Consider the following 25,856-nt stretch of genomic DNA (forward strand, 5'->3'; position numbering starts at 1 on the left):
GGCGTCCAGGGGGTTGCCGTCGATCAGACGTTTTTCTTTTCCGCTCGCGACATGTTGTCCAGCCAGCCCATCACGAAGGCAGACAGGACAAAGGTCAGGTGGATGATGACGTACCACATCAGCTTGTCGTTTTCGACATTGCGCGCATCCATAAACACCCGCAGCAGGTGAATGGAGGAAATCGCCACAATCGAGGCCGCGACTTTATTTTTCAACGAGCCGGAATCCATCTTGCCCAGCCAGCTCAGCTTCTCTTTGCCCTCGTCAATGTCGAGTTTGGACACAAAGTTTTCGTAGCCTGACAGCATAACCATGACCAGCAACCCACCCACCAGCGTCATATCCACCAGCGACAGCAGCAGCAAAATCAGATCGTTTTCTGCAATGCTAAAAATGTTGGGCAACAGGTGAAAAATTTCCTGGAAAAATTTGACGGTGAGCGCCAGCAGTCCCAGCGAAAGTCCAATGTAAACCGGAGCCAACAACCAGCGCGATGCATACATCAGGTTTTCGGTAAAACGTTCCATAATTTCCCAATCATAATCAGTAAGGTCGCGCATTATAACCGATCATCTGTGAAGTTATTTCAAGCCTTCAGGAGAAATTTCAGGAACGGGTGGAAGTGGTAAAGAGAGACGAAAGCAGGCACCGCCTTCAGCACGATTTTCCGCCCAGATCTGACCGCCGTGGCTTTCGATAATCGTTTTACAAATCGCCAGTCCCAGCCCAACGCCCGGTACGGCCGATTCTTTATCACCGCGTGAAAATTTATCGAAAATCCGCGTCAGGTCGTTTTGGGCGATGCCCGGCCCGCCGTCCCAGATGGCGATTTCCAGCCGGGTATTTTCACACCAGGCACGTATGCCGCGGGGCGCACAGTTGCCAGCGTACTTCAGGCTGTTTTCAATCAGGTTGGTAAATACCCGCTCCAGCAACGTACTGTCGCCTTTGATCAGGACAATATCTTCAGGCAGGTCGAGTTCGACCTCTCTTCCCTTGAGCGACGGCGCCATGCTACTGAGCGCGCCGCCAATCACCTCTTCCAGCGCCAGCCACTCTTCGCGTAAATTCAGGCCGCCTGACTGAATACGCGCCATATCCAGCATGTTGCTGACCAGACGAATGGTACTCAGGGTTTGTTCACGAATCTGGCTGGCCTGGGGCACATACTTTGAGTTATCGCTGGCCAGGTCCAGCATCAGCATTTCTGCCTGACCAAACAGCACCGTCAGCGGGGTACGTAAATCATGGGAGAGCGCCGACAGCAAAGCATTACGCAGCTGCTCACGTTCAGCTGACAGCCGGGAAGCCGCCTCACTCTGGGACAGCGCCATCCGCTCCAGGGCATTGGCAATCAGCACGGTGAAGGTTTCCAGCAGCCGTTGCTGTTCCGGCACCATCAGCTGACGCACATTCTGCGGTTCAACCACCAGCAATCCGCGACACAGATCGCCCACTTTCAGCGGCAGAATCTGGTAGGGCACCGCCGGTAAGGTGTCCGTGCCTGCGCCTGCTGGCTGGCCCTTGCTGAAGCTCCATTTCGCGATAGCCCAATCCGGTTCGTTGCCCGGCAGCGCGTTGCCCAGCGTGTGCAGTTCGCCCTGCTCATCGGGTAGCAGCAGCAGGCATCGCGCCTGTAAGGTCGCCTCCAGCACCCGCTGGCTGGTTGCGGCGATATCTTCAGGCGTCAGGCCGCTTCCCAGCGACTTGGCCATTTCATAAAGCTGCCGCGTGCGCTGCTCCCGGTAACGGGCAACCCGCGCCTGGTAGCGAACGCCGGCCGTCAGGTTGCCAACAATAACCCCGACCGCCAGCATCACCCCAAAGGTCACCAGGTATTGCAAATCCGAGACCGCGACCGTGCCGGTAGGTGCGACGAAAAACAGGTCAAAGGCAATGATGTTCATGACGGTGGCGATAACGGAGGGCCATCGTCCATAGCGCAACGCGACGATCACCACCGCCAGCAAATAGATCATCACACAGTTGGCCGGATCGAAGCTGATCAGAACCGACTGCCCTGCGGCGGTGACCACAATACACAGCACCAGCGCCATCAGTACGCCGCGCAGCTGCAGCCGCCATTTGTCGCTGTTAACCCGATCCTCGGCTAACGGATGGGGCGCATCCTGGATAGGCTCATTGAGCGCCACGACCAACAGATCCAGATCGGGACCCAACTGCCCCAGCCGCTCGGCAAAGCTGTCACGCCGCCAGCGGCGCGCCGGGCGTCGGCCTGTCACAATCTTACCCAGATTGTGTTCCCGCGCGTAACGCAGGACCGCCTGCGCCTCATCAGGGTCGGACAGCGTCGCCGTTTCCGCCCCCATATCCTGCGCCAGCTTCAGCGTGCGTAAAATGGCCCGACGCCGCGCTTCCGGTAGCCGGTTAAGCCGGGGCGTTTCCACGTAAACGGCATGCCATTCGCTGCCCAGCCTGGCGGCCAGCCGCGCCGCCGTCCGCACCAGTTTTTCGCTGCCGGTATCGTCCCCAATACACAATAAAATGGCATCACGCGTGTGCCAGACCCGATCGCGGCCTTGACTGTCGCGCCAGGCGCGCATCTGGTCATCGACCCGGTCGGCAGTGCGGCGCAGCGCCAGCTCACGCAGGGCATACAGGTTGCCCTTACGAAAGAAATTTTCGATGGCGCGTTCGGCACGATCGCCAATGTATACCTTGCCCTCTTTCAGGCGCTGGCGGAGATCGTCAGGCGGGAGATCAACCAGTACCACTTCATCGGCAGCGTCGAAAAAGGGATCGGGAACGGTTTCACGCACCTGAATGCCGGTGACACCACCGACCACATCATTCAGACTTTCCAGATGCTGAACATTCACTGTCGTCAGGACATCAATGCCCGCTTCCAGCAGTTCCTCAATATCCTGCCAGCGTTTGGGATGACGTGAGCCCTTCACGTTCGTGTGCGCCAGCTCATCCATCAAAATTACTGCCGGATGGCGCGCCAGCGCGGCATCAAGGTCGAACTCCGCATGCCGCGAACGGCCCGTCGCCCGGCGCGGCAACAGCACCAGTCCGTTAAGAAGCTGCGCTGTTTCCGGACGTTCGTGCGTTTCCACTACGCCCACCAGCACATCCAGCCCCTGGGCACGCAGCCGCTGCGCCTCCTGCAACATGGCATAGGTTTTTCCTACGCCCGCACAGGCGCCAAAATAGATTTTCAGTTTGCCGCGATGGCTGTCGCTGCTGGTCTGCAGCAGCGCATCCGGATCGGGGCGCAGCGGTTCGTGGTTCATAGCGTCCTTACAGTTATTTGAGGTCGTTCAGCGCCAGATTAAGCTGCAGCACATTGACAGTCGGTTCGCCGATAAAGGGCAGCAGCGGGCGCTGCGTCATGCTGTCTACCAGGGCATCCACTTTCGCCAGCGGCAGCTGACGTGCCGCCGCGATACGCGGTGCCTGCCACAGCGCAGCCTCAGGCGAAATCTCCGGGTCCAGTCCACTGGCCGAGGTGGTTACCAGCTCGACCGGTACCGCCCCGTTAGCCTGCGGATTCGCCGTGCGCAAAGCCGCCACGCGCTCGGCTACAGCCTTATCCAGCGCCGGGTTGCTGGCCGCCAGGTTGCTGCCGCTGGAGGCCAGAGGATTATAAGGCTTATCACCGGTTGCAGAAGGACGCCCCCAGAAATAACCGGGCTGGCTAAAATTCTGACCAATCAGCGCTGATCCCCGTTCTTCGCCATCGACATTCAATACTGACCCGTTAGCCTGCCAGGGAAACAGCAGTTGCGACAGTCCCGTGGTAAGCAAAGGATAAACGACGCCGCACACAACCGTTAGCAGCAAAAGCAGGAAAATCGCCGGACGTAACTGACTCATTTTAATCTCCTCAGGCCATACCAGACAGCACGAGCAACATATCAATCGCTTTGATGCCGACAAAGGGCACCAGCAGCCCACCTAACCCATAAATCAGTAAATTACGGCGCAACAGCGATGCGGCACTCAAGGGGCGATAGCTGACACCTTTAAGCGCCAGAGGGATCAGGAATACAATCACCAGGGCGTTAAAAATCACGGCCGACAGGATGGCCGATGCGGGCGAGTGCAGCTGCATCACGTTGAGCATATTTAACTGTGGATAGGTTGCCGCAAAGGCGGCCGGGATGATGGCGAAATACTTGGCAACGTCATTGGCGATACTGAAGGTGGTCAAGGAACCGCGCGTCATCAGCATCTGCTTACCAATGTGCACCACTTCCAGCAGTTTGGTGGGGTTCGAGTCCAGATCGACCATGTTGCCCGCTTCTTTCGCCGCCTGAGTACCCGAGTTCATGGCAACCGCCACGTCCGCCTGGGCCAACGCTGGCGCGTCATTGGTGCCGTCACCGGTCATCGCGACTAAGCGCCCCTCCGCCTGATACTGACGAATCAGTGCCAGCTTGGCTTCCGGCGTCGCTTCTGACAGAAAGTCATCCACTCCCGCCTCTGCCGCGATGGCGGCGGCGGTGAGCGGGTTATCACCGGTGATCATCACGGTTTTAATGCCCATCTTGCGCAGTTCCGCAAAACGTTCTTTGATGCCACCTTTAACGATATCTTTTAGCGCCACCACGCCCAGCACCTTTGCGCCTTCCGCCACCACCAGCGGTGTGCCACCGGCCCGCGCCACCTCTTCAACCCGGGCGTTCACCTCAGCCGGAAAGGCACCGTGGCTGGCTTCAATATGACGGCGCACCGCATCGACCGCACCTTTACGGATCAGGCGGTCCTGTACGTTGACGCCGCTCATACGGGTTTGAGCCGAGAAGGGAATAAAGCTGGCGCCCATGCTGCTCAGGTCACGTTCACGCAGGTTAAACTTTTGCTTCGCCAGCACCACGATGCTGCGCCCTTCCGGCGTTTCATCCGCCAGGGACGCCAGCTGCGCCGCATCGGCAAGCTGTTCTTCCGTGACGCCGGGAGCCGGTAAAAACTGCGTTGCCTGACGGTTACCCAGCGTGATGGTGCCGGTTTTATCCAGCATCAGCACATCCACGTCGCCAGCGGCTTCAACAGCGCGGCCACTGGTGGCAATGACGTTAGCGCCCAGCATCCGGCTCATCCCGGCCACGCCGATAGCGGACAGCAGACCGCCAATGGTGGTCGGGATCAGGCATACCAGCAGCGCCACCAGTACGGTGATGGTGACCGGCGTGCCGCCCCAGGCTGAAAAAGGCCACAGCGTGACGGTGGCTAACAGAAACACAATGGTGAGCGACACCAGCAGAATGGTCAGGGCAATCTCATTCGGGGTTTTACGACGCTGTGCGCCTTCGACCATGGCGATCATCCGGTCCAGGAAGGTTTCGCCTGGGTTGGCGCTGCAGGTAATGACCAGCCAGTCAGACAGAATGCGTGTCCCGCCGGTCACCGAGGCGAAATCCCCGCCCGATTCACGGATCACCGGTGCCGATTCACCGGTGATCGCGCTCTCGTCTACCGATGCGCCCCCTTCCACGACTTCACCGTCGCAGGGGATCACATCACCGGCCTCTACCAGCACGGCATCCCCTTTACGCAGCGCATCGGCCGCCACCTGCTGCCACGCTGCACCGTAGTGCGCCGCCGACAGTTTTTTGGCGAAGCTGGTCTTTTTAACGCCTTTCAGGCTGTTTGCCTGGGCTTTACTGCGCCCTTCCGCCAGGGCTTCTGCCATGTTGGCAAACAGCACGGTGAACCATAGCCACAGGGCAATCGCGCCGGTAAAGCTGGCGCTGCCGCTCTGGTGTCCGATAAACATCATTATGGCCAGAATCGAGGTCAGGATACTGCCCAGGTAAACCACAAACATGACCGGATTGCGAAACTGCACGCGAGGATCGAGTTTTTTTACCGCATCGATCGCTGAGGTACGTAACAGCGCTGCGTCAAACACCTGTTGTTGACGACTCATGATTATTGTCCCTGAATAAGTTGCAGATGCTCGGCGACCGGACCCAGCGCCAGAGCAGGAATAAAGGTCAGCGCGCCGACCAACAAGACGGTACCGACCAGCAGTGCGATAAACAGCGGACCGTGCGTAGGGAGCGTGCCGTTACCTACCGGCTGCACTTTTTTCACCGCCATTGCCCCCGCGATCGCCATGACCGGAATAATGATGCCGAAGCGACCCACGAACATGCACACCGCCAGCAGCAGGTTCCAGAACGGCGTATTGGCGCTCAGGCCCGCAAAGGCGCTGCCATTGTTATTGGCGGCCGACGAAACGGCATACAGGACTTCACTAAAGCCATGCGTTCCGGGGTTTGCAATACCTGCGCGTCCGGCGTCGGTCATCATCGCAATCGCCGTACCGATCAACACCAGCGCGGGCGTGACCAGAATCGCCAGGGCCGTCATTTTCATTTCCCATACGTCGATTTTCTTGCCGAGGAATTCCGGTGTGCGGCCAATCATCAACCCGGCAATAAACACCGCCAGTAAGACAAACAGCAGCATCCCGTACAGACCGGCACCCACGCCGCCAAACACCACCTCGCCCAGTTGCATCAGCAGCATCGGCACCATACCGCCCAGCGCCGTAAACGAGTCATGCATCGCGTTTACCGCACCGCAGGACGCCGCCGTCGTAATCACCGCAAACAGGCTGGAGTTGAGAATGCCGAAGCGCGTTTCTTTGCCTTCCATATTGATGGCGCTGTCAGCCCCTAGCGTCAGAAAGTGCGGGTTGCCACGTAGTTCGGCCCACATCACCAGCGCAGCAGCCACGACAAACATCAACGTCATGGACCACAGCAACATTGAGCCCTGGCGCCGATCTTTAACGCTTTCGCCAAAGGCAAAGCAGAGTGCTGCAGGAATCAGGAAGATACTAAGCATCTGTACGAAATTGCTCAGCGCGGTAGGGTTCTCAAACGGATGCGCAGAGTTGACGTTGAAAAAGCCGCCGCCGTTGGTGCCCAGCATTTTGATGGCTTCCTGAGAGGCAACCGGCCCCATTGCCAGCGTTTGCTGCGCACCTTCCAGGCTGGTGACGTTGTGATACGGCAGGAAGTTCTGGATGCTGCCCTGGCTGACAAAAAACAGCGCCATCAGCAGGCTGATCGGCAACAGGACATAGAGTGTGATGCGCGTTAAATCGCGCCAGGCGTTGCCCAGGGTTGCCACCGAACGATTAGCAAAACCGCGAATCAGCGCAAACGCCACGGCGATGCCGGTGGCGGCGGAAACGAAGTTCTGCACCGTCAGCCCGACCATCTGGCTGAAGTAACTCAGGGTGCTTTCACCGGCATAAGACTGCCAGTTGGTGTTGGTGACAAAACTGATAGCGGTATTCAGCGCCAAATCCCAGCTCAGTCCGGGAAGATGTTGCGGATTGAGCGGCAACGCTCCCTGAAACATCAGGATGGCGAGCAGCACCACGAAGCCAAGCAGGTTGAACACCAAAATTGCCAGCAGGTAGTGCTGCCAGCGCATACCGCCTTCTTGTACACCCGAAAAACGCCACAGCAGGGCTTCAGCACGTGCAAAGAGGGGTTTATCGGCAACCAGCGCGGCCAGCCCACGCCCCAGCGGTTGCGCCATCACCATCAGCAACAGCAGATAAACCGCGATCAGTAAAAACGCATTGGCCGCCATCAGAAAGCCTCCGCATTTAACAGGGCATAGATCAGATAGCCCAGCAACAACACTACCAGCACAATGCCGGTTATTACGCCTGCACTCACAGCAACCTCCAGAGGATTGGATTTGCTGAGTAGCTTGCGCTGGCGCACATAAAGAAAGGGTTAAAATGCGGGTCGGGGATGTAAAAAATGTATAAAAACGACCCGCAATATCAGGCGGCGTCCAGCAACCAGATTCGGCGCAGATCGACGTTGTCCCAACGGCCGTTATCTTCGGCACACACAATGCTGTCAGTACAAAAACTGTCGCCCAGATCCAGCACCTCGGGTTTGATTTCCCGCTGCGCGTGCAGTGACCAGAAGACATGCACCGTAGGTCGCTGTAATGACTTATCGCCGCCCTTCACCACCAGCGCAATGCGTCCAGACGCCAGGCGAACCAGGGAACCGACGGGATACATCCCTATCGTACTGACGAAAGCGTGCAGTAAGGTACTGTCGAAATGCCCCGGCCAGCTCAACATCATTTGCAGGGTTTTGGCTGGGGTCCAGCCTTTACGGTAAGGCCGCGTTGAGGTCAGCGCATCGTAAACGTCACAAATCGTCGCCATGCGGGAATACACGCTGATCTCATGGCCTTTCAGGCCATAGGGATAGCCGCTACCGTCATATTTTTCATGGTGATGCAGCGCGATATCCACAAGATCATCGCCTGCCTGTGCATCCATCAGCATTTGCGCACCGGCAATCGGATGTTCACACATGATCTTAAACTCATCGTCGTTGAGCGTGTCCGGTTTGTTGAGGATAGCGAGTGGTACGGCTGCCTTGCCCAGATCGTGCAGTAATCCGCCCATCCCCACCCGCTGAAGCTGCTGAGCATCCAGCCCCAGTTTTTTTCCAAAGGCGATCATGAGCCCACAGACCGCCATGGAGTGCAGGTAGGTGTAATTGTCATGATCCTTTAGCTGCGCAACGCGTAACAGCGCGGAGGGCTCACGCTCAATAGAGCCCGCAATCTGATCGACAATGGCAATCATATCATTGAGATTCAGACCATGGCCCAGGCGTGCCTCGCTGAACATGGCCAGCACTTTTGGCTTTCCCTGTTCAAAGATATGCTGCGCCTGCTCCATTTCCTGAGAAAAAGGCGCACGCAGGCCTGAATCGACCTTTTTCGGCACAGATGGCGTCACTGAAATCGATTTCTCCATATCGATCCATAAACGCTGTATGCCCTCATGACGAAACATCGAAACCTGACGTTGATCGGTGATCAACATCTGATTACGAATGCGTTTGTCTTTAAACCACCAGACTTCAAGCTTGTGGACGAACATACCCGGTTTTAGTTCGTCAATGGTGATGAGTTTAATCACAATCTCCCTCCAGAGTATCAGCGGGTGATATCGTGATATCGGCAGGCACTCGGTTTTGTGCAGGTCATTTTGTGCGAACTGCGGCACAGCACAAATTTTAGTCGTCGAAGGGAGATTTTTCCTGTTAACCGGTAAAAAAGAGCGTGGTCAGGCTGTCTCAGTGAGCAATTTTGCCATCATCACCACATCGTGAAATTTGCCTTCACGCAGTGACGCCTGGCGGCGGATGCCTTCGCGTTCAAAACCCAGTCGCTCATACAGCGCCAGCGCCCGGTGATTATCGTGAAACACCTCCAGTTCCATACGGGTGATGCCCAGCCAGTTGCGCGCATAATCCATGGCGTTACGAATCAAATGCTCTCCGATTCCCCGACCAGAGAAGGCGGGATCGACGCCAATACCGAAACTGATGCAGTGGCGGGTACGCGGATTATGATTGGTAAACAGCGTGAGTTCGCCCACCATTTCCCCCTCAACTTCGGCGATAAAATTGATAAAGCCTTCCGCATCCATCTTTGCAAACTTCTTTTCCCAGGTCGCGACGCTGGGGAAAGGCAACTGAAGCGTCCAGGGATAAACCGCCGGATGACCGTAAAGACGTTGGTATGCCGCAGCATCGCCAGGCTCGCGGCCGCGCAGAGTGATATCCATATTTAATCCTTTTTAATCGGGCGTACACATGCACTAAGCTGTAACTCTTCCCGAACGGAAAGAGTGACTCTATGTTGTATCGTCGTTTCGAACGTTTTATCAATATTTTTCAGGATGCGCCAACCGATATGCCGCCTTCACGGGTCTGGCCATTTTACTTTTACTATCTGCGTCAGGTGTGGCCGAGCTTCGCCGCACTACTGGTGGTGGGATTAATTGGCGCACTGATTGAGGTTGCACTGTTCAGTTATCTGAGCCGCATTATCGATTTGGTGAATCACGCTACGCCAGCAACGTTGTTCAGGGATAACTGGCAAACGTTGTTATGGATGGGCTGTGTTGCGCTAATACTGCGCCCGGTATTTATTGCACTGCACGATATGCTGGTCCATCAGAGCATTAACCCCGGCATGACCAGTATGATCCGCTGGCAGCACCATAATTATGTCCTGCGGCAGAGCATGAACTTTTTTCAGAACGACTTCGCCGGGCGGATTGCGCAACGTATTTTGCAAACCGGTAATTCGCTGCGCGACTCGGCAGTACAGTTGGTGGATGCGATCTGGCATGTGCTGATCTATGCCGCAACGGCGATGGTCCTGTTTGCAGAAGCCGACTGGCGTTTGATGATTCCGCTGATAATCTGGATTGTGGCCTACGTTGCCGCGCTGCGCTTTTTCGTCCCCCGGGTAAAAGCCCGTTCGGTGGTGTCATCGGAGGCCCGTTCGAAGCTGATGGGCACCATTGTTGACGGCTATACCAACATCGCCACCATCAAGCTTTTCGCGCACAGCGATCTTGAACGTCAGTATGCCCGCGAAGCGATTCAGGAGCAGACGGATAAGACGCAGCATGCTAACCGGATGGTGACCAGCATGGACCTCACCTTATCAACGCTGAACGGAATCCTGATTGTCTCAACGTCAGGACTGGCGCTGTGGCTGTGGAGCGAGTCGCTGATCAGCGTTGGCGCCATTGCCCTGGCAACCGGCCTGGTGATCCGCCTGGTCAACATGTCCGGCTGGGTGATGTGGGTGGTAAACGGGATTTTTGAAAACATCGGTATGGTGCAGGACGGACTGAATACCATTTCACAACCGCTTAGCGTGCAGGATTCCTCAAAGGCAACACAGCTAAAGGTGACGCAGGGCGAGATTCGTTTCGACGCTATCCGTTTTGACTATGGCGGCGGCCGCCAGGTCATTGATGGCCTGAACCTGACCATCAAACCCGGTGAAAAAATTGGCCTGATTGGGCCTTCCGGTGCGGGTAAATCCACCCTGGTGAACCTGCTGCTGCGCCTGTACGACCTCAACGGCGGTCGTATCCTGATTGACGGTCAAAATATTGCTGAAGTGACGCAGGAGAGCCTGCGCAGCCAAATCGGGATGATCACCCAGGATACCTCGCTGCTGCATCGCTCTATTCGCGAAAACCTGTTGTACGGGCGGCCAGATGCCAGCGAAGAAGAACTCCAGTTAGCCATTCATCGCGCCCGCGCCGATGAGTTTATCCCGTTGCTGTCGGATTCTCAGGGCCGGTTTGGCCTGGATGCACATGTGGGTGAACGCGGCGTGAAACTGTCAGGCGGGCAGCGCCAGCGCGTAGCTATCGCCCGTGTCCTGTTGAAAGATGCGCCGATCCTGATTATGGATGAAGCGACGTCCGCGCTCGATTCCGAAGTGGAAGCCGCGATTCAGGAAAGCCTGGAATCCCTGATGCAGGGCAAAACGGTGATTGCCATCGCCCACCGCCTGTCCACCATTGCCAAAATGGATCGTCTTGTGGTGCTGGAAAAAGGCCAGATTGTGGAAATCGGTAGTCACTCTGAGCTACTGGCTCAAAATGGCCTGTATGCCCGTCTGTGGCAGCATCAGACGGGAGGATTTGTTGGCGCAGATTAATCGCCGCGTCGATATGGCAGGGCGTCACGGGCTTCTTCGGCCCAAAGATGGACGCCTTGCCGCTCCTGCTGCAGAAAGTCATCCACGGCCGCGCGCAGGCCGGGATGGCACAGATAGTGCCAGGAGTGGGTCATCTGGGGTTCAAAACCACGTACCAGTTTGTGCTCGCCCTGCGCGCCCGCATCAAAGCGTTGCAGCCCTTCCGCAATGGCGAAATCCATCCCCTGATAAAAACAGGTTTCGAAGTGAAGCCGGTCAAATTCCGCCAGGCAGCCCCAGTAGCGGCCATACAGGCTTTGGCCGTCCTTGAGGTAAAAGGCCATCGCCGCCGGTTGTTGCTGCAGACGGGCAATGACCACGCGAATATTGTCCGGCAGCCTCTCAGCCAGCAGGCTGAAGAAGGCGCGGGTCAGATAGGGCCGCTGGCCGCGCACTGCATAAGTATTGGCGTAGCAGGTATAGACAAAGTCCCACTGATCCTCGCGCAGTTGATCGCCGCGATACCAGTCAAATTCAAAACCGCTCTGCACCACCTGCTCGCGCTCTTTTCGCAGCTGTTTACGTTTACGCGACATCAGCGTATCCAGGAAATCCTGAAAGTCGCGATAGCCTCGATTGTGCCAGTGATACTGGCAGCCCAGGCGTGACAGCCAGTCAGGTTGCGCCGCCAGCAAGGCGTTCGCTTGCGGGTCGGTGAAGTTGATATGCGCACCACTCAGCCCCTGTTCAGCCAGCGCGTCCGGGAGAGCCGCAAGCAGTCGGGCGGCGGCATCCGCTGCGCCGAGTACGCGTGCCCCTGTGACCGGGCTGAAAGGAATCGCGCCCAGCCATTTCGGATAGTACGGAATCCCGGCGCGCTGACAGGCATCTGCCCAGGCGTGATCGAAAACGTATTCACCCTGAGAATGAAACTTTTGATAACCGGGAAGCGCGGCGCGAAGCACACCGGCCTCACGCCAGAGAAGGTGATCGGGCTGCCAGCCCCTTTCCGGCCGGACGCTGCCACTTTCTTCCAGGCTCAGCAAAAACGCGTGGCGTAAAAAAGGCTGTTGATCGGGTAACAGCGCATCCCATTCAGCGGCAGAGATATCTGAAAGCGAACTCAGGTGGAACAACGACATGCATAACTCCAGACAGCAACCGATGACACGTCAGTCAAGCAGGTTTTAGGGTTCAGGGAAAGCAGAACGGCACGGAATGCCTCATGCCAACGCGCGACCTGAAGCGTCGTTAGGTTTTGACGTTAATCCCGCCAGCTGTTCAAATGCCTGCAGAATCTGACAAAACAGCGAAGGAACGGACATGGCAAAAGCATTGGTGATCTTCCTACACGGCGTGGGCAGTAACGGCGACGATCTGGCCCCCATTGGCGACGACTGGGCAACCCTGCTCCCGGATGTGGCCTTTGCCTCACCGGATGCGCCTTACGCCTTTGAGCATGGCGCGGGCTATCAGTGGTTTAGCCTGGCCGGGATTACGCCGGAAAATCGCCCGGGTCGGGTGCGTGAAGCCCGCGAGGCCTTTGACCGCGTTATTCGTCATCTGATGGCGCAGCACGGAATGGCAGATCGCTGGGAAAACGTCATTCTGGTGGGCTTTTCGCAGGGCTCAATTATGGCGCTGGATCTGCTGGCTTCCGGGCGTTATCCGCTCGCGGGCGTGGTGGCGTTTTCCGGACGCCTGGCCTTTGACGGCCCGCTGACGCCAGCACCTCACACGCCAGCCCTGATAATTCATGGTCGTGCTGATACGGTCATACCGGCCAGTGAAAGCGAGTCGGCGGCCACTCGCCTGAAGGCGGCTGGCGTCCTGGTCGAAGCGGTATTTGAGCCGCAGACCGGTCACACGATTTCGGGTCAGGGCGCGATGCACGCCGCCGGGTTTATTGCTCAGTGCTTGCAGGACTAAACCGCAGACATGCCGGTTTGGCCCTCAGGCTAGCCCAACAGGTTAATGAGCGCGAAACCGGCAAAACTCATCAGTAACGAGCCAATGACATGCACCAGCGCACTGCTCATCGCCCACAGGTATTTGCCGGTCTGCAATAAGGTCATTAACTCTGCTGTAAACGTGGAAAACGTGGTGAGCCCGCCGCATAAGCCCGTAATGATGAGTAACCGCCAGGCGGGATCGAGTGAGGGATTTTTGATAAACCAGGCCATTGCACCGCCAATCACGAATCCGCCAATCAAATTCACCAGCAAAGTCCCCGGTGGCAGATTGGGGAAAAACGCATTAAAACGCATACCGAACCACCAACGCAGTACACAGCCCACACTGCCGCCCAAAATCACAGCCAATAGCGGTTTTAACATCACAGACTCCATTTCAGGATTTGCGCAGAAGAGGGTGGAGGGCCAGAAAAAATGCATGCACCTGACACTCCAGCTCCCGCGAAAGGATTAAGGATAATGTCAGGCGTCATCAGCCGCAGGTTACGCCTGCAGGCGGTTGGGAAAGGTGGAACGCCATCACCTTATGCGCGCCATAATACGACGCCTTTTTCTGACTGGCAACCACAGTTGAGCGGGGAAATCAGCAATGCCAACCGACGCCGTCTGGACAGATGCCCCCGCTCAGGCTGCCGCAAAGCAGACGGTTTTGGGCCACACAATTCAGGTTTCCTCTTGAGCCGTTTTCCGCTTAAATGGTGACCTGCCAGCGGCCTTAAAGGGCCGTTTAATGCCCTTCACGCATAGCGAAGGGATGAGCCTGTTCTGGAGCGGCCTGTGCGAACTGTCATTTTAGATACTGATATCGGCGTAGACGATGCCTTTGCTCTGGCTTATGCCGCCCGCACCCAACATTTGCTGGGCATTACTACGGTGTTTGGCAACGTTGCCGTGGGACAGGCCGTGAAAAACGCCCGGCTGTTTTGCCACAAAATGGCGATTGAGGTGCCGGTATACCGGGGCTGTTCACGTCCATTAGCCCAGGCGCCGAGCGCGCCTGCCCGACTGCATGGCGAAGATGGTTTAGGGGACGCGTTTGATAATCCCTTCAGCGATGAGGCACCCGGTGCCGTTCAGTTTATTATCGACAGCGTGCGGGCCCGTCCGGGTGAAATCACGCTTGTCGCGATAGGTCCGCTGACCAATATCGCCAGCGCAATCAATCAGGCGCCGGATATTATTCCGCTGGTGAAAGAGCTGGTCATAATGGGCGGCGCATTTGGCACGGATGGGCACAGCGGGAATGTCACGCCCTTCAGCGAATTTAATATCTGGAAAGATCCTCACGCCGCCGATCAGGTTCTCTCTTCCACCTTGCCGATCGTGGTGATCCCGCTCGATGTCACGCATAACGTCTTGATCCACAGCGATGAGGTCGATCGACTTCATCAACCCGTCCTGCATGCGATCTGCCGCCCCTATCTGGCATACAGCCTTGAGAAGGAAGGCTTTTCTGGTATGGCGCTGCATGACACGCTGACGATATCCTGGCTGTGTTTGCCTGACGCGTTCACGCTGGTGGAAAGCCCGCTTCGTGTCATTACGGAAGGCATTGCCTGCGGCCAGACGGTGCGTCAGTTGAGTGCCCTGGCGTCCCGGCATGATCCCTTCCGCAATCTGCCTCGACAGCGCATCGCACTGGGGGTTGATGCGGAGGCCGTGCGGAAACACTTTTTTCAGTTGCTCAGCCGATAAGCCTGGCGGCGAGACGGCTCCTGTCATCCACCGTTAGCGATCAAAATCGATAACGCCTTTAATCAACTCACGATTGTTGATAACCGCTTCCTCAAAGTGCTCTGCCAGCGTAGAGAAGGCGAAATGGCGGTTCAGCATCATTTCTGCTCGCAGTTTCCCGGCGGCCATGAGTTCACGCACCCGGTCAAAATCTTCGCGCGTAGCGTTCCGGCTGCCCATCAACGTACTCTCTTTTTTGTGGAATTCACTGTCGGGGATGACCAGGTCGCCTTTGTGCAGGCCTACATAAACCACCGTACCGCCATGCCGAATCAGGTTAACCGCCGCGTTCATGGCCGCCGGGTTGCCCGTGGCATCGATCAGGGTTAACGCCAGCTGACCGTTAAATCCAGCGCGCAGCTTGGCGATGAAATCGGCGTCAGCCGGGTTAAGCGCGGGAAGACCCAGCTGTTGACTGACGTGCTGGCGGCGGTATTCACTGGTGTCCGCCACGATGACCTGCGCGCCATTGGCCGCCGCGATGGCCGCCGCCCCCAGCCCAATAGGGCCAGCGCCCACCACCAGCACGGCATCGCCCTGTGCCACTGCCGCACGCCTTACCGCATGGGCGCTAATCGCAAAGGGTTCAATCAGCGCCGCCGCCTCAGGTGCCAGCGCGTCCACGGCCAACAGGTTTGACGCAGGCACGCTCAGATAGTCACAAAAGCCGCCATCCTGATGTACGCCAATAACTGAGATATGTTCACAACAGTTGGTTTTACCGCTTTGGCAGGCATCGCACTGATAACAGGAGAGATAGGGGATCAGCGCCACGCGCTGGCCAACGGCAAACCCCTCCACGGCGCTGCCTGTTTCAACAATGTCTGCGCAGAGTTCATGCCCGAGTACCCGTGGATAGCTAAAAAAAGGTTGGTTTCCCGCCCAGGCATGGATATCCGTGCCGCAGATGCCCGCGCTGACAATTTTAATCAGCACCTCCCCTGGCGCGGGTTGAGGCGTTGCGCGCGTGGTCCAGACCATATTGCGTGGTTCGGCGATGACTAATGCTTTCATTGTTGTCATGGTAAGACTCCCGTTATCGTTAGCGCAGTTATGGCTAATCTTGCCGTGACAAGGCATTTCCTTTGCGCGTTCTGTGAAGCGTGACGGTTTTTTTGGGCCTTCAATGGTTTTTAATGCATAAAAAACCGGAGCCGCTCATGAGCCGTAGTCAGAATTTACGTCATAACGTGATCAACCATATGCTGGAAAGCATTGCCCAGGGTCATATTCAGTCGCCCCTGCCGCCACAGGCCGCCCTGGCTGAAATGTTTAATATCAGCCGCACTACGGTGCGGCATGCTCTGCGTTATCTGCACCAACGCGGCGTGCTGGAGAACGTAAAAGAGAGCTGGGTCATCGTGCGCGAGCCTGAAGAGCAAGACAGCCTCAGCGCCGTCACGCCAGCCATTGAGCTGCAGGCCAGCCAGGTGGAAAAACGCTTTTTTGATATGATTAATCAGCGACTGCTGCAGCCCGGTGACACGTTCAGCGAACTGCAACTGGCAAAACAGGCCAACGTCAGCCCGGTAGCGGTACGGGAATTCCTGCTGCATTTTATGCGTTATAACCTGCTGGAACCGGTTAAACGCGGCCACTGGCAGATGAAAAAGTTTTCACAGGAGTACGCCGAAAAGTTATTTGAGCTGCGCGAGATGCTGGAAACTCATGCGCTTACCCGCTTTCTAAATTTGCCCAGAGAGGATGAACGCTGGATCCAGGCCAGAGATCTACTGGATCGCCACCGATCGATGCGCGAAACGATCGCCAGCAACTATCGCCATTTTGCTGCCCTCGATAAAGAGCTGCACTGGCTGATCCTGTCTGCCGCCAACAACCCCTTTTTTAATCAGTCGCTGGAGATTATTTCAGTGATTTTTCATTCGCATTATCAGTGGGATGAAAGCGATCTTAAGCAGCGCAATATCGTCGCGCTGGAAGAGCATATGGCGATTCTGTCCGCCCTGATTGGCCGCCGGGATGTGGATGCGCTGTGCGCATTGCATAACCACCTGGCTACCGCCAAGCGCTCTATGGTACGGAGCATTAATCAGTACAATTAAAACCCGATTAAAAACCACAAAGCATTAGCTCCCGCACGATTTTGAAACAACTTTACAACATATCCTGTTCATTCCCCCTACTCTCAGCGCAACGCCCCGACGGCCTTGTACCGCCGGGCGACCGTAATACTCACAATAATGATGAATCGCCTGCCCGGGGAGATTGCCATGGAACACAGATCGGTTGTTGATCACGCGAACCCGTCCGACACTTCGCCCGATGAGGCGTTTGTGCCGTGGCGCAGTGATATCGTGCGCTCGCCGCGCATTCGTAAAGTCCAGATTACCGCCATGCTGCTGCTGCTGTTTGCTGCCGTCATTAACTACCTGGATCGCAGTTCGCTGTCTGTGGCCAACATGACCATTCGTGATGAAATGGGGCTGAGCGCCACCGAGATCGGCGTGCTGTTGTCTGCGTTTTCGCTGGCCTATGGGCTGGCGCAGTTGCCCGCCGGTGCGCTGCTGGACCGTAAAGGACCGCGCATTATGCTGGGCCTGGGAATGTTTATCTGGTCCCTGTTCCAGGCCGCGTCCGGACTGGTGCATAACTTTACGCAGTTTGTCCTGGTGCGTATTGGGCTCGGCATTGGTGAAGCCCCCATGAATCCGTGCGGGGTCAAGGTCATCAACGACTGGTTTAACATTAAAGATCGCGGTATGCCGATGGGGATGTTTAACGCCGCCTCGATGATTGGCTTATCCATCGCGCCGCCGATCCTGGCGGCCATGATGCTGGTTCTGGGCTGGCGCGGCATGTTTGTCACCATCGGGATTCTGGGTGTGTTTCTTGCCATCGGCTGGTACCTGGTTTACCGCGATCGCGATAACAAACAGCTAAGCGCTGAAGAGATCCACTACCTGCAGGCAGGCAGCGTGGCATCGCGTAAAGAGCCGATCAGCTTTCAAGAATGGCGTGGGCTGTTTAAACAACGCACCATGTGGGGCATGATGATTGGCTTCAGCGGCATCAACTATACCGCCTGGCTGTATATCGCCTGGCTGCCGGGCTATCTGCAATCCACCTATCATCTCGACCTGAAAAGCACGGGATTACTGGCGGCCATTCCCTTCCTGTTCGGTGCCGCAGGCATGCTGTTAAATGGCTATGTGGTTGATGCGCTGGTCAGGCGCGGCTGGGATGCGGTAAAAACCCGTAAAGTCTGCATTGTCAGCGGTATGATTCTGTCTGCCGGGTTTACCGCTATCGTGACGCGCGCGACCGACACCACCAGCGCCGTGACGCTGATTGGGATGGCGCTGTTTTGCATCCACTTTGCCGGTACTTCCTGTTGGGGTTTGATTCATGCCAACGTCACCGCGCGTATGACGGCGTCCGTGGGCAGCATTCAAAACTTCGCCAGCTTTATCTTTGCCTCGTTTGCGCCGGTCGTGACCGGATGGGTGCTGGATACCACCAAATCATTCAGCCTGGCGCTGATGATTTGCGCCTGCGTCACCCTGGTTGGCGCCCTGGCGTACCTGCTGCTGGTGCGCAAACCCATCACGGACGGCGCCTGATATCCCCGATTCAGGTCAGCGGGTGGAGGGTCACGCCATGGCGCGCACCATAACGCTGAATGCCCGCAATCGCTTTATCAATACTGAGCGGCGGCGGCGCAGGCAGTAGCGGGGCGCGCTCCCGGAGCGCCGAATCGAACCGGGAAAAGGTGGCAAAATCGTGGGGGAAGCGCGTTTCATCTACCCCGACTAATGCGCCCTCTTCCCTGGCGAAGGCCAACAGCTGTTTCCAGCGATCGACGTCCGCCAGGCCAATGCTGTCGGTGCCGTGCGAATACAGCATCATATCGATATGGTTGAAAGGCGGCTGCTTTTCAAGAAAGCGCTGTAGCGCATCAGCCGACGGCACGGATGGAAACATCAGCCAGAACGGAATTGCGTGCTGCTGCATGCTGCACCAGGGATCCATAAGTAAAAAGCTGTCTACCGTCAGCCGGGCAGGCAATATGCCCGCCGCCAGATACCAGTCGCGATAAATTTCAGCGACCACGAAACTCAGCGCTTCGGGATGGTCGTAGCGAATCTCCATCAGCCGCCAGCGCTGGGCTTCTGCCAGCTTTTTCAGTGGCGAAATCAGGTAGCCATCCAGCCCCCATTCGGCTTCAGGGACGTGGTCGGTGATAGCAGGCGGTTCCCAACGCGCCCGATCCACGCCTGCCCGCGCCAGATATTCCGCCACTCTCGGCCCGCCCTGCAAATACTCCTTTTCGGTTGCGCCGCCGGGGGCGCCAAACTGAAAGAAAGAGCGGTCACTGGTGCGCGTTACCGGCCACTGTCGCGTACAGTGATTAATGAACAGTGTTGATCCCGCCGGTAATCCTCCCAGCAGAAACTCATTGAAGGCCAGCGGCATGTCGCGCAGCTTCAGGCGGAAATAGTGCATTTTTTCCAGCAGGAGGCGATCCTGACTCGGATCCTGCATGTGGTGCACGGCAAGCTTAGGCCAGGTCGCCAGCAACGCTGCTGCCACGGCCTTGCCGTTTTCAAATTCGGACTGGGCGTCATCCGGATCGCTCTGCTGTACCCGCACCGGGCACAAAAACGTTTGCGGTAGCCACGGCGTTCCCATCGCCGCGGCCAGATGCACCATGGCACCGTTAGTGGCACCGACAAACGCAGCCGGATAATCGCGCTGCGGATAGGTACTGACCATCCATTCGGCGATGCCTTCGACGTCCAGTTCACTGGCCTGTTTGTGACTGATGCCCTCGGCCAGGCCACTGACCGCATAGCCCCACTCACGCAGCCGGGTCGGTAACCGATCAAGTGAAGGCAGTAAGCGGTCTAACATGGGCGACTGGCCTGGACTGGCAAAAGGCCGATCGTGCAGCGCATTCGCTAAGGCCAGCAGCATCGTGGCGGCTGAATCAAACCGGGCAATGCCCTTGGGAGGTTTACTCATGCTGGCTCTCCTGCTGAATACGCGCCAAAAAAGGTCGGATGGCGTGGCAGAAACTCCACGGATAGACATAGTGCAGCCGGTGCGTGCCGCCGCGCAGGGTGATTTTTTCACTGTGCGGCAGCAGCCCCGCCAGCTCATCCAGCCAGCGCGCCGGGCAAACCGGATCGCGCGAGCCTCTCAGCAAGAGGGTTGGCGCGGTGAGATAGGTCAGGTGGTGTTCGATAGGATCGTTCAGCATGGCGCGCAGGGTGCCAAAGGCTCGCGGCAAACCGGCTTTCGCCCAGTCAATTCGGGCCAGCGAGTCGGGCGATCGATGCGCTTCCATTCGGCTGTTACGCCAGCCTCGCCATATCTGACGAACCACGCTGCGCGCGTGGCGATCGGCGGTGGGCCCCTGTAATACCAGGCCTGCCACCGCTTCGGGGTATTTATCCGCCAGAGCCGCCAGCACCTGGCAGCCAAAAGCGCTCCCAACCCAGATCGCCCGCTGAAATCCGTTATGCTGTAACCATTGCCACAGGATATCGGCCAGCGCTTTCACCGAAAGAACCGGTGCGGATGCGGGCAACGCACTACCGCCAAAGCCTGGCAGGTCGGGCACCAGAACGTGATAATCCCGTCCCAGCGCCAATGCCAGTGATTCCATCGACCGCCCCGACATTACCAGGCCGTGAATCAGCACCACGGGCAACCCCTGAGGTTCCTCAGGCGTGACGCGGGTAAACATGCGCCAGTCACCGATCTGTTGATAATAACCCGCCAATCCCGCGTGATGACTGCGTGGTGAAACCGGCGGCGTTTGCTTCATTTGCTGCCAGCGTTTCGTGCCCCACATGACCGCCGCGACACCTAAGCCGATCCCGGCGGCAAGCGCCATGCCCTGCCGCTTTCTACACTGGATGGTACGCCTCATCAGCTGCTCCTGTTCCTGGGTATCCATTGAGTGTAGGACGGGAATGGCAGAGGCAGGCGGTTAATGCATTGGGTCAGGCAATGGTATGGCGCAGGCGGCCGATTTTTTCGATCTCAACCTCAACCACATCGCCACTGAACATGAACAGCGGCGGCGTGCGTTTTTTACCCACGCCGCCCGGTGAACCCGTGATAATCACATCGCCTGGCGACAGCGGGCTAAAGGCGGAAACGTATTCAATAATGTTGGCTACCGGATGCACCATGCTGCCGGTGGTATCGTTTTGTACTTCCTGACCGTTCAGCACCGTTTTAATGGTCAACTGCTGCGGATCAGGGATCTCGTCGGCGGTAGTCATCCAGGGCCCGAAGCCTCCGGTTTGCGGCCAGTTTTTCCCTGCGGTAAACCAGGTAAACTGCATGTCGCGCACCGTCGCATCCATAAAGCAGCTGTATCCTGCCACCGCGCTCAGCGCCTCTTCCGCCTTAACCTGATGCGCAGGCTGGCCGATGATCACCGCCAGTTCCCCCTCGTAATCAAACTCCTGGGTGGTGGTGGGTTTTTGCAACGGTTGCTCATGGCCGACCAGGGAGTCAGCAAAGCGTACAAATAACGTGGGGGCATCCAGCGTGGCGGCGAATTCCTGGCGTTTATCGGCATAGTTCATGCCCACGCAAAACACTTTACCAGGCTGCTCGATGACGGGCAGAAACTGTACAGTTGACCAAACATGATCGGCGGGCATCGCCTCAAAAGCAGTCAGGTCGGCCAGTGACGAGCGCGTCAGGAAGGTTTTTAAATCCGGGCAGGCTTTTCCCAGGCGCATACCGACATCCACTACGCCTTGAGCCTTAACGATACCAAAGCTTTTCTTCCCCTGTTCAGGAAGGTAAAAACTGCATAGCTGCATGACCGCCTCATGATGATTACGGGTTATAACCGCATGTTTTACAAGAAATTGGCGCGCAGAGTAGCAAAAACAGCGATGAAAATCGTACCTCGTTTGGCACATCGGATGTCCAGATGTATCACGTTGTGTCAACAGGAGGATGTCAGGAAGGTCACGCAGATAAGGTTGTCGTTATGACAGGGGACAATCAAAAGGGGGGCGAGATAACGAGGTGATAATCACCGGTCAATCCCTGACCGCGACTATCGAGGGTATTCGGTGGGCGCTTAGTTCAGCGCGCCTGGCGGTACGTGTTTAAAGGTTTCGACATAAGCGTGGAACACGTACTTAAAAAAACGTTTCATACATCATCCGGTTAAAAATTTGTTGAATATCTACAGCAAAAGTATAGCGCCTGCTGTTTAAAGCATCAATAAATTTTGAACCAGATCACAAAATTCACTTTTAACTGCGTTACTGAAACAGGGCCAGGTGCTCTGCAAGAATGGTTGACCCAATAGCAATCAGGACCAGGCCGCCCAGCACTTCAGCCCATTTGCCCAACACCGGTCCGATAAAACGCCCAATCAGCACGCCGGTGGTGGCCATTACGGTGGTTGCAGCACCGATAGTCAGGGCCGTGGTCACGATATTTACCTGCAGGAACGCCAGTCCAACCCCGACGGCCAGGGCATCAAGACTGGTTGCGACCGCCGTGGTAGCCAGTACCATGAAGCCGTGACTCTGCGGTGCTTCACAAGGCTCTGTGGCTGTTTTGCGGAAGCCTTCCATCATCATACGCGCGCCAAGAAAGGCCAGCAGGAAAAAGGCAATCCAGTGATCCCATGCCGCTACGTACTGGCTGGCTGCCAGGCCCAGCGCCCAACCGATAAGCGGCGTCAGGGCTTCGATACAACCGAAAATCAGACCGGTCCGCACGGCTTCCTTCAGGCCAGGACGATGCAAGGTTGCACCTTTGCCCAGTGCGGCGGCAAACGCGTCCATTGACATTCCAAAAGCAAGAATAAGCGTGGCAATAAAGGTCATGATTCGTTCACTTGGGATGAAAAAGCACGGCTTCATGCTAAATCCATCACACAATTTGCTCGGTTATTTAAAAAGTGCGCGCAGTCTATCACGCGATAATCGATATAAAAAGACAATAAAATCAGGGATTTAAGTATAGCAAAGGCTATAACTCATAACAGTCGCTATGAATGCCGCTAAGTTAATGTCATTTAAGCCTTTTCTCGACAGCTTTCCTCTGGGAATGACAGGTAGCGGCAGAGCATGATTGAACCTCTGCACGGAATACCGGAAAATGTCCGGCTGATAAACAGAGAACACTGCTCATGAATAACCCTTTCGAGTCCTTAATCCTTCCCGGTGGCATTTTACTGCTGGGCTTTCTGTCTGCCCTGCTGCTACCCGCACCGGCTTTTAGCCTGACGGTGGCGCAGCATTTGCAGCAGCTGTTTCATTTACAGGATCTGAGCCAGCTGTACACCCTGGTGTTCTGCCTGTGGTTCCTGGTGCTGGGCGCGCTGGAGTTTTTTGTTATCCGCTTTGTCTGGCGTCGCTGGTTCAAGGTGTGACAACGCTGTCCTGCAAAAACGGCCTGGATACAGGGCTGCCGGGCGGTTGGCCCTGGCCGGTTTTCTGTTCTGAAGAAAATCTTAAAATTACGCTGTCACGCGTATTTCCTGAGGCGTCGCAACCGTGCTGGCATCCTGCATGGGGCCACTCCTGAGGCCACAAAAATGTAACATTTGTTTTACACAAATGGGCCAGATACACCAACGATTAAAAATTCACCTCAAAGAATAAAATTAAATAAACGCCATTTTTCATAAGTTTAAATTATTCCTTCCCTTGGGTGACATTTTCACCCTGCACCATAAAGAGGCAATCTCGCAACATCCATTTTAACTTAACTCACTGAGTTAAAAGAAAAATCCCCCTTATACCCAGCCAGGCATTATGATTATTTCTTATGCTGAATCATTTCTGCATTTAAAAAATAAACAAATGTTTAAATCCGATACGAGAATGTTATATTTGGGCAACAAAGCATAACGTTGAGTTAACTCGTTATCGTCGCTTTAACCCATACCTGAGTCTTAACCCGGAAATAGCGCAACGCGCTCATCAGAAGCGTGACTATTTCGCCTGCAACGCTGTTGAGCTTCAGGTCAACAGAAGAGGAGATGTCGCCTCATGTGCAAATCAGCTGTAAATCTTGCGCTCATGATGAGTGTTAGCGGAAAGGACACCACCAGGGCGCAGGAGCGTAAAGACGTTGATGTACTGCTTATTGGCGCAGGCGTCATGAGTGCTACGTTAGGAACCTGGCTTCAGGATCTGGAACCTGACTGGTCCATCGAAATGGTGGAGCGGCTGGGGCACGTAGCGGAAGAGTCTTCAAATGGCTGGAACAACGCGGGTACAGGCCATGCGGCGCTGGCTGAGTTGAACTATACGCCTCAGCGAGCCGATGGCAGTATCGATATCGCCAAAGCCGTTGCGATTAACGAGTCATTCCAAATTTCTCGCCAGTTCTGGGCTTATCACGTCCAGAAAGGCAACCTGCATACGCCGAAAAGCTTTATTCACAGTACTCCGCACATGAGCTTTGTCTGGGGCGATGATAATGTCGCGTTCCTGCGCAAGCGCTTTACTGCCTTACAGAAAAGCACGCTGTTCCGCGGCATGGCTTACTCTGAAGATCCGCAACAAATCGCACAGTGGATTCCGCTGGTCATGAAAGGCCGTGCGTCGAATCAGAAAGTGGCAGCAACCTGGACAGACATGGGCACCGACGTCGATTTCGGTGAAGTGACGCGCCAGCTGATTGCTTCACTGGAGCAAAAAGCCAACTTCCGTTTACGGATGCATCAGGAAGTGCGCGAGATTACCCGCCTTAATGATGGCCGCTGGCAGGTGACGCTCGTCTGCATGAAAGAGGGTACGCGCCGCACGTTGACGGCTGGAAAGATCTTTATTGGCGCGGGCGGTGCGGCGCTGCCGCTGCTGCAGAAAGCCGGCATTCCGGAAGCCAACGGCTATGCGGGCTTCCCGGTTGGCGGTTCCTTCCTGGTCACCGAGAATCCAGACGTCGTGAAACAGCACATGGCGAAAGTCTATGGCAAAGCCAGCGTGGGCGCGCCACCGATGTCCGTGCCCCATGTCGATACGCGTGTGCTGAACGGCAAGCAGGTGCTGCTGTTTGGTCCCTTTGCGACCTTCTCGACCAAATTCCTGAAGCAGGGCTCGCTGCTGGATATGTTTGCCTCACTCAACAGCACCAACGTAATGCCCATGATCAAGGTCGGACTGAAAAGCTTTGATCTGGTGAAATACCTGATGGATCAGGTGCTGCAAAGTGACCGCGATCGTATGGATGCACTGCGTGCTTATGTGCCACAGGCGAAACAGGAAGACTGGCGCCTGGTGACGGCCGGGCAGCGCGTGCAAATCATCAAGAAAGATGAGAAAGAAGGCGCAGTGCTGCGTTTAGGCACGGAAGTGGTGTCGTCCGAAGACGGCTCTGTCTCAGCGCTGCTGGGTGCCTCGCCAGGTGCCTCGACCGCCGCGCCGATTATGCTGGAGCTGCTGCATAAGGTCTATCCGGAGCAGATGGCGTCGCCGGAGTGGCAAAATAAAATCCGTGCCGTGGTGCCGTCCTGGGGTCGTAAGTTGAATGGCGATGTGGCGCTGACTGAAAAAGTACTGGCAGAAACCAGCCGTATCCTGCAGCTCAAATACACGCCGGTTACGCCAGTGGCTGCCAACGATGAAGGCCGTGAAACCGCCTATGTCATAGGCAAATAACCCACGGCAGCTCGCAAAACATCATCGCTACGGGCGCATTCGTGGCGATGAT

The 25,856-nt window shown here is 56.3% G+C and carries 22 protein-coding genes and 1 riboswitch; of the genes, 7 read left to right on the forward strand and 15 right to left on the reverse strand.

Going from position 1 to position 25,856, the window contains the following annotated elements; all coding sequences use genetic code 11:
- Positions 1 to 23: 23 nt before the first annotated feature.
- The 8 genes from QLG08_RS08085 to QLG08_RS08120 all read right to left on the reverse strand — a co-directional run bounded on the left by QLG08_RS08085 (position 24) and on the right by QLG08_RS08120 (position 9,598).
- A complete protein-coding gene (locus QLG08_RS08085; protein WP_014604798.1) occupies positions 24 to 527 on the reverse strand; it encodes a TIGR00645 family protein in 504 nt (167 codons plus the stop codon).
- 54 nt (positions 528 to 581) lie between these two features.
- On the reverse strand, positions 582 to 3,257 hold the full coding sequence (kdpD, locus tag QLG08_RS08090; RefSeq protein WP_013027624.1) for a two-component system sensor histidine kinase KdpD: 2,676 nt from the start codon (positions 3,255 to 3,257) through the stop codon (positions 582 to 584).
- A 13-nt stretch (positions 3,258 to 3,270) separates the two neighbouring features.
- Entirely contained in the window at positions 3,271 to 3,840 is a 570-nt protein-coding gene (gene kdpC, locus QLG08_RS08095) for a potassium-transporting ATPase subunit KdpC (protein ID WP_014594840.1), read from the reverse strand.
- A gap of 10 nt (positions 3,841 to 3,850) precedes the next feature.
- Entirely contained in the window at positions 3,851 to 5,896 is a 2,046-nt protein-coding gene (gene kdpB / locus QLG08_RS08100; protein WP_238492941.1) for a potassium-transporting ATPase subunit KdpB, read from the reverse strand.
- A 2-nt stretch (positions 5,897 to 5,898) separates the two neighbouring features.
- Positions 5,899 to 7,581, reverse strand: a complete 1,683-nt coding sequence (gene kdpA / locus QLG08_RS08105; protein ID WP_282472882.1) for a potassium-transporting ATPase subunit KdpA — start codon at positions 7,579 to 7,581, stop codon at positions 5,899 to 5,901.
- Positions 7,581 to 7,670, reverse strand: coding sequence for a K(+)-transporting ATPase subunit F (kdpF, locus tag QLG08_RS08110; protein WP_015699348.1), 90 nt, complete (start codon positions 7,668 to 7,670; stop codon positions 7,581 to 7,583). Before kdpF ends, kdpA begins: the two co-directional genes overlap by 1 nt.
- A gap of 110 nt (positions 7,671 to 7,780) precedes the next feature.
- Positions 7,781 to 8,947 carry an HD-GYP domain-containing protein gene (locus QLG08_RS08115; protein ID WP_015699347.1) on the reverse strand — a complete coding sequence of 389 codons (1,167 nt, stop codon included), beginning with the start codon at positions 8,945 to 8,947 and terminating at the stop codon, positions 7,781 to 7,783.
- A gap of 147 nt (positions 8,948 to 9,094) precedes the next feature.
- Complete coding sequence (locus tag QLG08_RS08120; protein WP_024472226.1) at positions 9,095 to 9,598, reverse strand: GNAT family N-acetyltransferase; 504 nt, start codon at positions 9,596 to 9,598, stop codon at positions 9,095 to 9,097.
- A gap of 71 nt (positions 9,599 to 9,669) precedes the next feature.
- On the opposite strand from QLG08_RS08120, the gene QLG08_RS08125 reads away from it, so the two are divergent.
- The gene (locus QLG08_RS08125) at positions 9,670 to 11,502 is read left to right on the forward strand and encodes an ABC transporter ATP-binding protein (RefSeq protein ID WP_013027631.1); all 1,833 of its coding nucleotides are present in this window, start codon (positions 9,670 to 9,672) and stop codon (positions 11,500 to 11,502) included.
- On the opposite strand, the gene QLG08_RS08130 is transcribed toward QLG08_RS08125, so the two are convergent.
- Complete coding sequence (locus QLG08_RS08130; RefSeq protein ID WP_029569256.1) at positions 11,499 to 12,623, reverse strand: GNAT family N-acetyltransferase; 1,125 nt, start codon at positions 12,621 to 12,623, stop codon at positions 11,499 to 11,501. The genes QLG08_RS08125 and QLG08_RS08130 overlap by 4 nt on opposite strands.
- Before the next feature lie 181 nt (positions 12,624 to 12,804).
- On the opposite strand from QLG08_RS08130, the gene QLG08_RS08135 reads away from it, so the two are divergent.
- Positions 12,805 to 13,410: a prolyl oligopeptidase family serine peptidase gene (locus QLG08_RS08135; RefSeq protein WP_019106348.1), complete on the forward strand. Its 606-nt coding sequence runs from the start codon at positions 12,805 to 12,807 to the stop codon at positions 13,408 to 13,410.
- 29 nt (positions 13,411 to 13,439) lie between these two features.
- Here QLG08_RS08135 and crcB read toward each other — a convergent pair whose 3' ends face one another.
- Positions 13,440 to 13,817 (reverse strand): fluoride efflux transporter CrcB, encoded by a 378-nt coding sequence (gene crcB, locus QLG08_RS08140; RefSeq protein WP_015699341.1) that lies wholly within the window; start codon positions 13,815 to 13,817, stop codon positions 13,440 to 13,442.
- A gap of 93 nt (positions 13,818 to 13,910) precedes the next feature.
- Positions 13,911 to 13,987, reverse strand: a riboswitch (Fluoride riboswitch).
- 244 nt (positions 13,988 to 14,231) lie between these two features.
- On the opposite strand from crcB, the gene QLG08_RS08145 reads away from it, so the two are divergent.
- Positions 14,232 to 15,149 (forward strand): nucleoside hydrolase, encoded by a 918-nt coding sequence (locus QLG08_RS08145; protein WP_019106346.1) that lies wholly within the window; start codon positions 14,232 to 14,234, stop codon positions 15,147 to 15,149.
- A gap of 33 nt (positions 15,150 to 15,182) precedes the next feature.
- On the opposite strand, the gene QLG08_RS08150 is transcribed toward QLG08_RS08145, so the two are convergent.
- Positions 15,183 to 16,211, reverse strand: coding sequence for a zinc-binding alcohol dehydrogenase family protein (locus QLG08_RS08150; RefSeq protein WP_105087924.1), 1,029 nt, complete (start codon positions 16,209 to 16,211; stop codon positions 15,183 to 15,185).
- Between the two features lie 137 nt (positions 16,212 to 16,348).
- Between QLG08_RS08150 and QLG08_RS08155 the strand changes: the two genes are divergently transcribed.
- Complete coding sequence (locus QLG08_RS08155; RefSeq protein ID WP_015699337.1) at positions 16,349 to 17,251, forward strand: GntR family transcriptional regulator; 903 nt, start codon at positions 16,349 to 16,351, stop codon at positions 17,249 to 17,251.
- Positions 17,252 to 17,419: 168 nt separating this feature from the next.
- Positions 17,420 to 18,769, forward strand: a complete 1,350-nt coding sequence (locus QLG08_RS08160) for an MFS transporter (RefSeq protein WP_015699336.1) — start codon at positions 17,420 to 17,422, stop codon at positions 18,767 to 18,769.
- A gap of 10 nt (positions 18,770 to 18,779) precedes the next feature.
- Here the strand turns inward: QLG08_RS08160 and QLG08_RS08165 are convergent, their stop codons facing one another.
- From QLG08_RS08165 to mntP, 4 genes are all read right to left on the reverse strand, one after another.
- Positions 18,780 to 20,171: a hypothetical protein gene (locus tag QLG08_RS08165; RefSeq protein ID WP_015699335.1), complete on the reverse strand. Its 1,392-nt coding sequence runs from the start codon at positions 20,169 to 20,171 to the stop codon at positions 18,780 to 18,782.
- The gene (locus tag QLG08_RS08170; protein ID WP_013027640.1) at positions 20,164 to 21,111 is read right to left on the reverse strand and encodes an alpha/beta fold hydrolase; all 948 of its coding nucleotides are present in this window, start codon (positions 21,109 to 21,111) and stop codon (positions 20,164 to 20,166) included. Before QLG08_RS08170 ends, QLG08_RS08165 begins: the two co-directional genes overlap by 8 nt.
- A 46-nt stretch (positions 21,112 to 21,157) precedes the next feature.
- The gene (locus tag QLG08_RS08175) at positions 21,158 to 21,994 is read right to left on the reverse strand and encodes a fumarylacetoacetate hydrolase family protein (protein ID WP_014604789.1); all 837 of its coding nucleotides are present in this window, start codon (positions 21,992 to 21,994) and stop codon (positions 21,158 to 21,160) included.
- A gap of 453 nt (positions 21,995 to 22,447) precedes the next feature.
- The gene (mntP, locus tag QLG08_RS08180; RefSeq protein WP_024472222.1) at positions 22,448 to 23,020 is read right to left on the reverse strand and encodes a manganese efflux pump MntP; all 573 of its coding nucleotides are present in this window, start codon (positions 23,018 to 23,020) and stop codon (positions 22,448 to 22,450) included.
- 305 nt (positions 23,021 to 23,325) lie between these two features.
- On the opposite strand from mntP, the gene QLG08_RS08185 reads away from it, so the two are divergent.
- Positions 23,326 to 23,568, forward strand: coding sequence for a DUF1158 family protein (locus QLG08_RS08185; protein ID WP_013027643.1), 243 nt, complete (start codon positions 23,326 to 23,328; stop codon positions 23,566 to 23,568).
- A 622-nt stretch (positions 23,569 to 24,190) separates the two neighbouring features.
- Complete coding sequence (gene mqo / locus QLG08_RS08190; protein ID WP_014594855.1) at positions 24,191 to 25,804, forward strand: malate dehydrogenase (quinone); 1,614 nt, start codon at positions 24,191 to 24,193, stop codon at positions 25,802 to 25,804.
- Positions 25,805 to 25,856 lie beyond the last annotated feature (52 nt).

Origin of the sequence: Pantoea sp. V106_11, from assembly GCF_029967885.1 — a bacterium.
GTDB classification, from domain to species: domain Bacteria; phylum Pseudomonadota; class Gammaproteobacteria; order Enterobacterales; family Enterobacteriaceae; genus Pantoea; species Pantoea ananatis.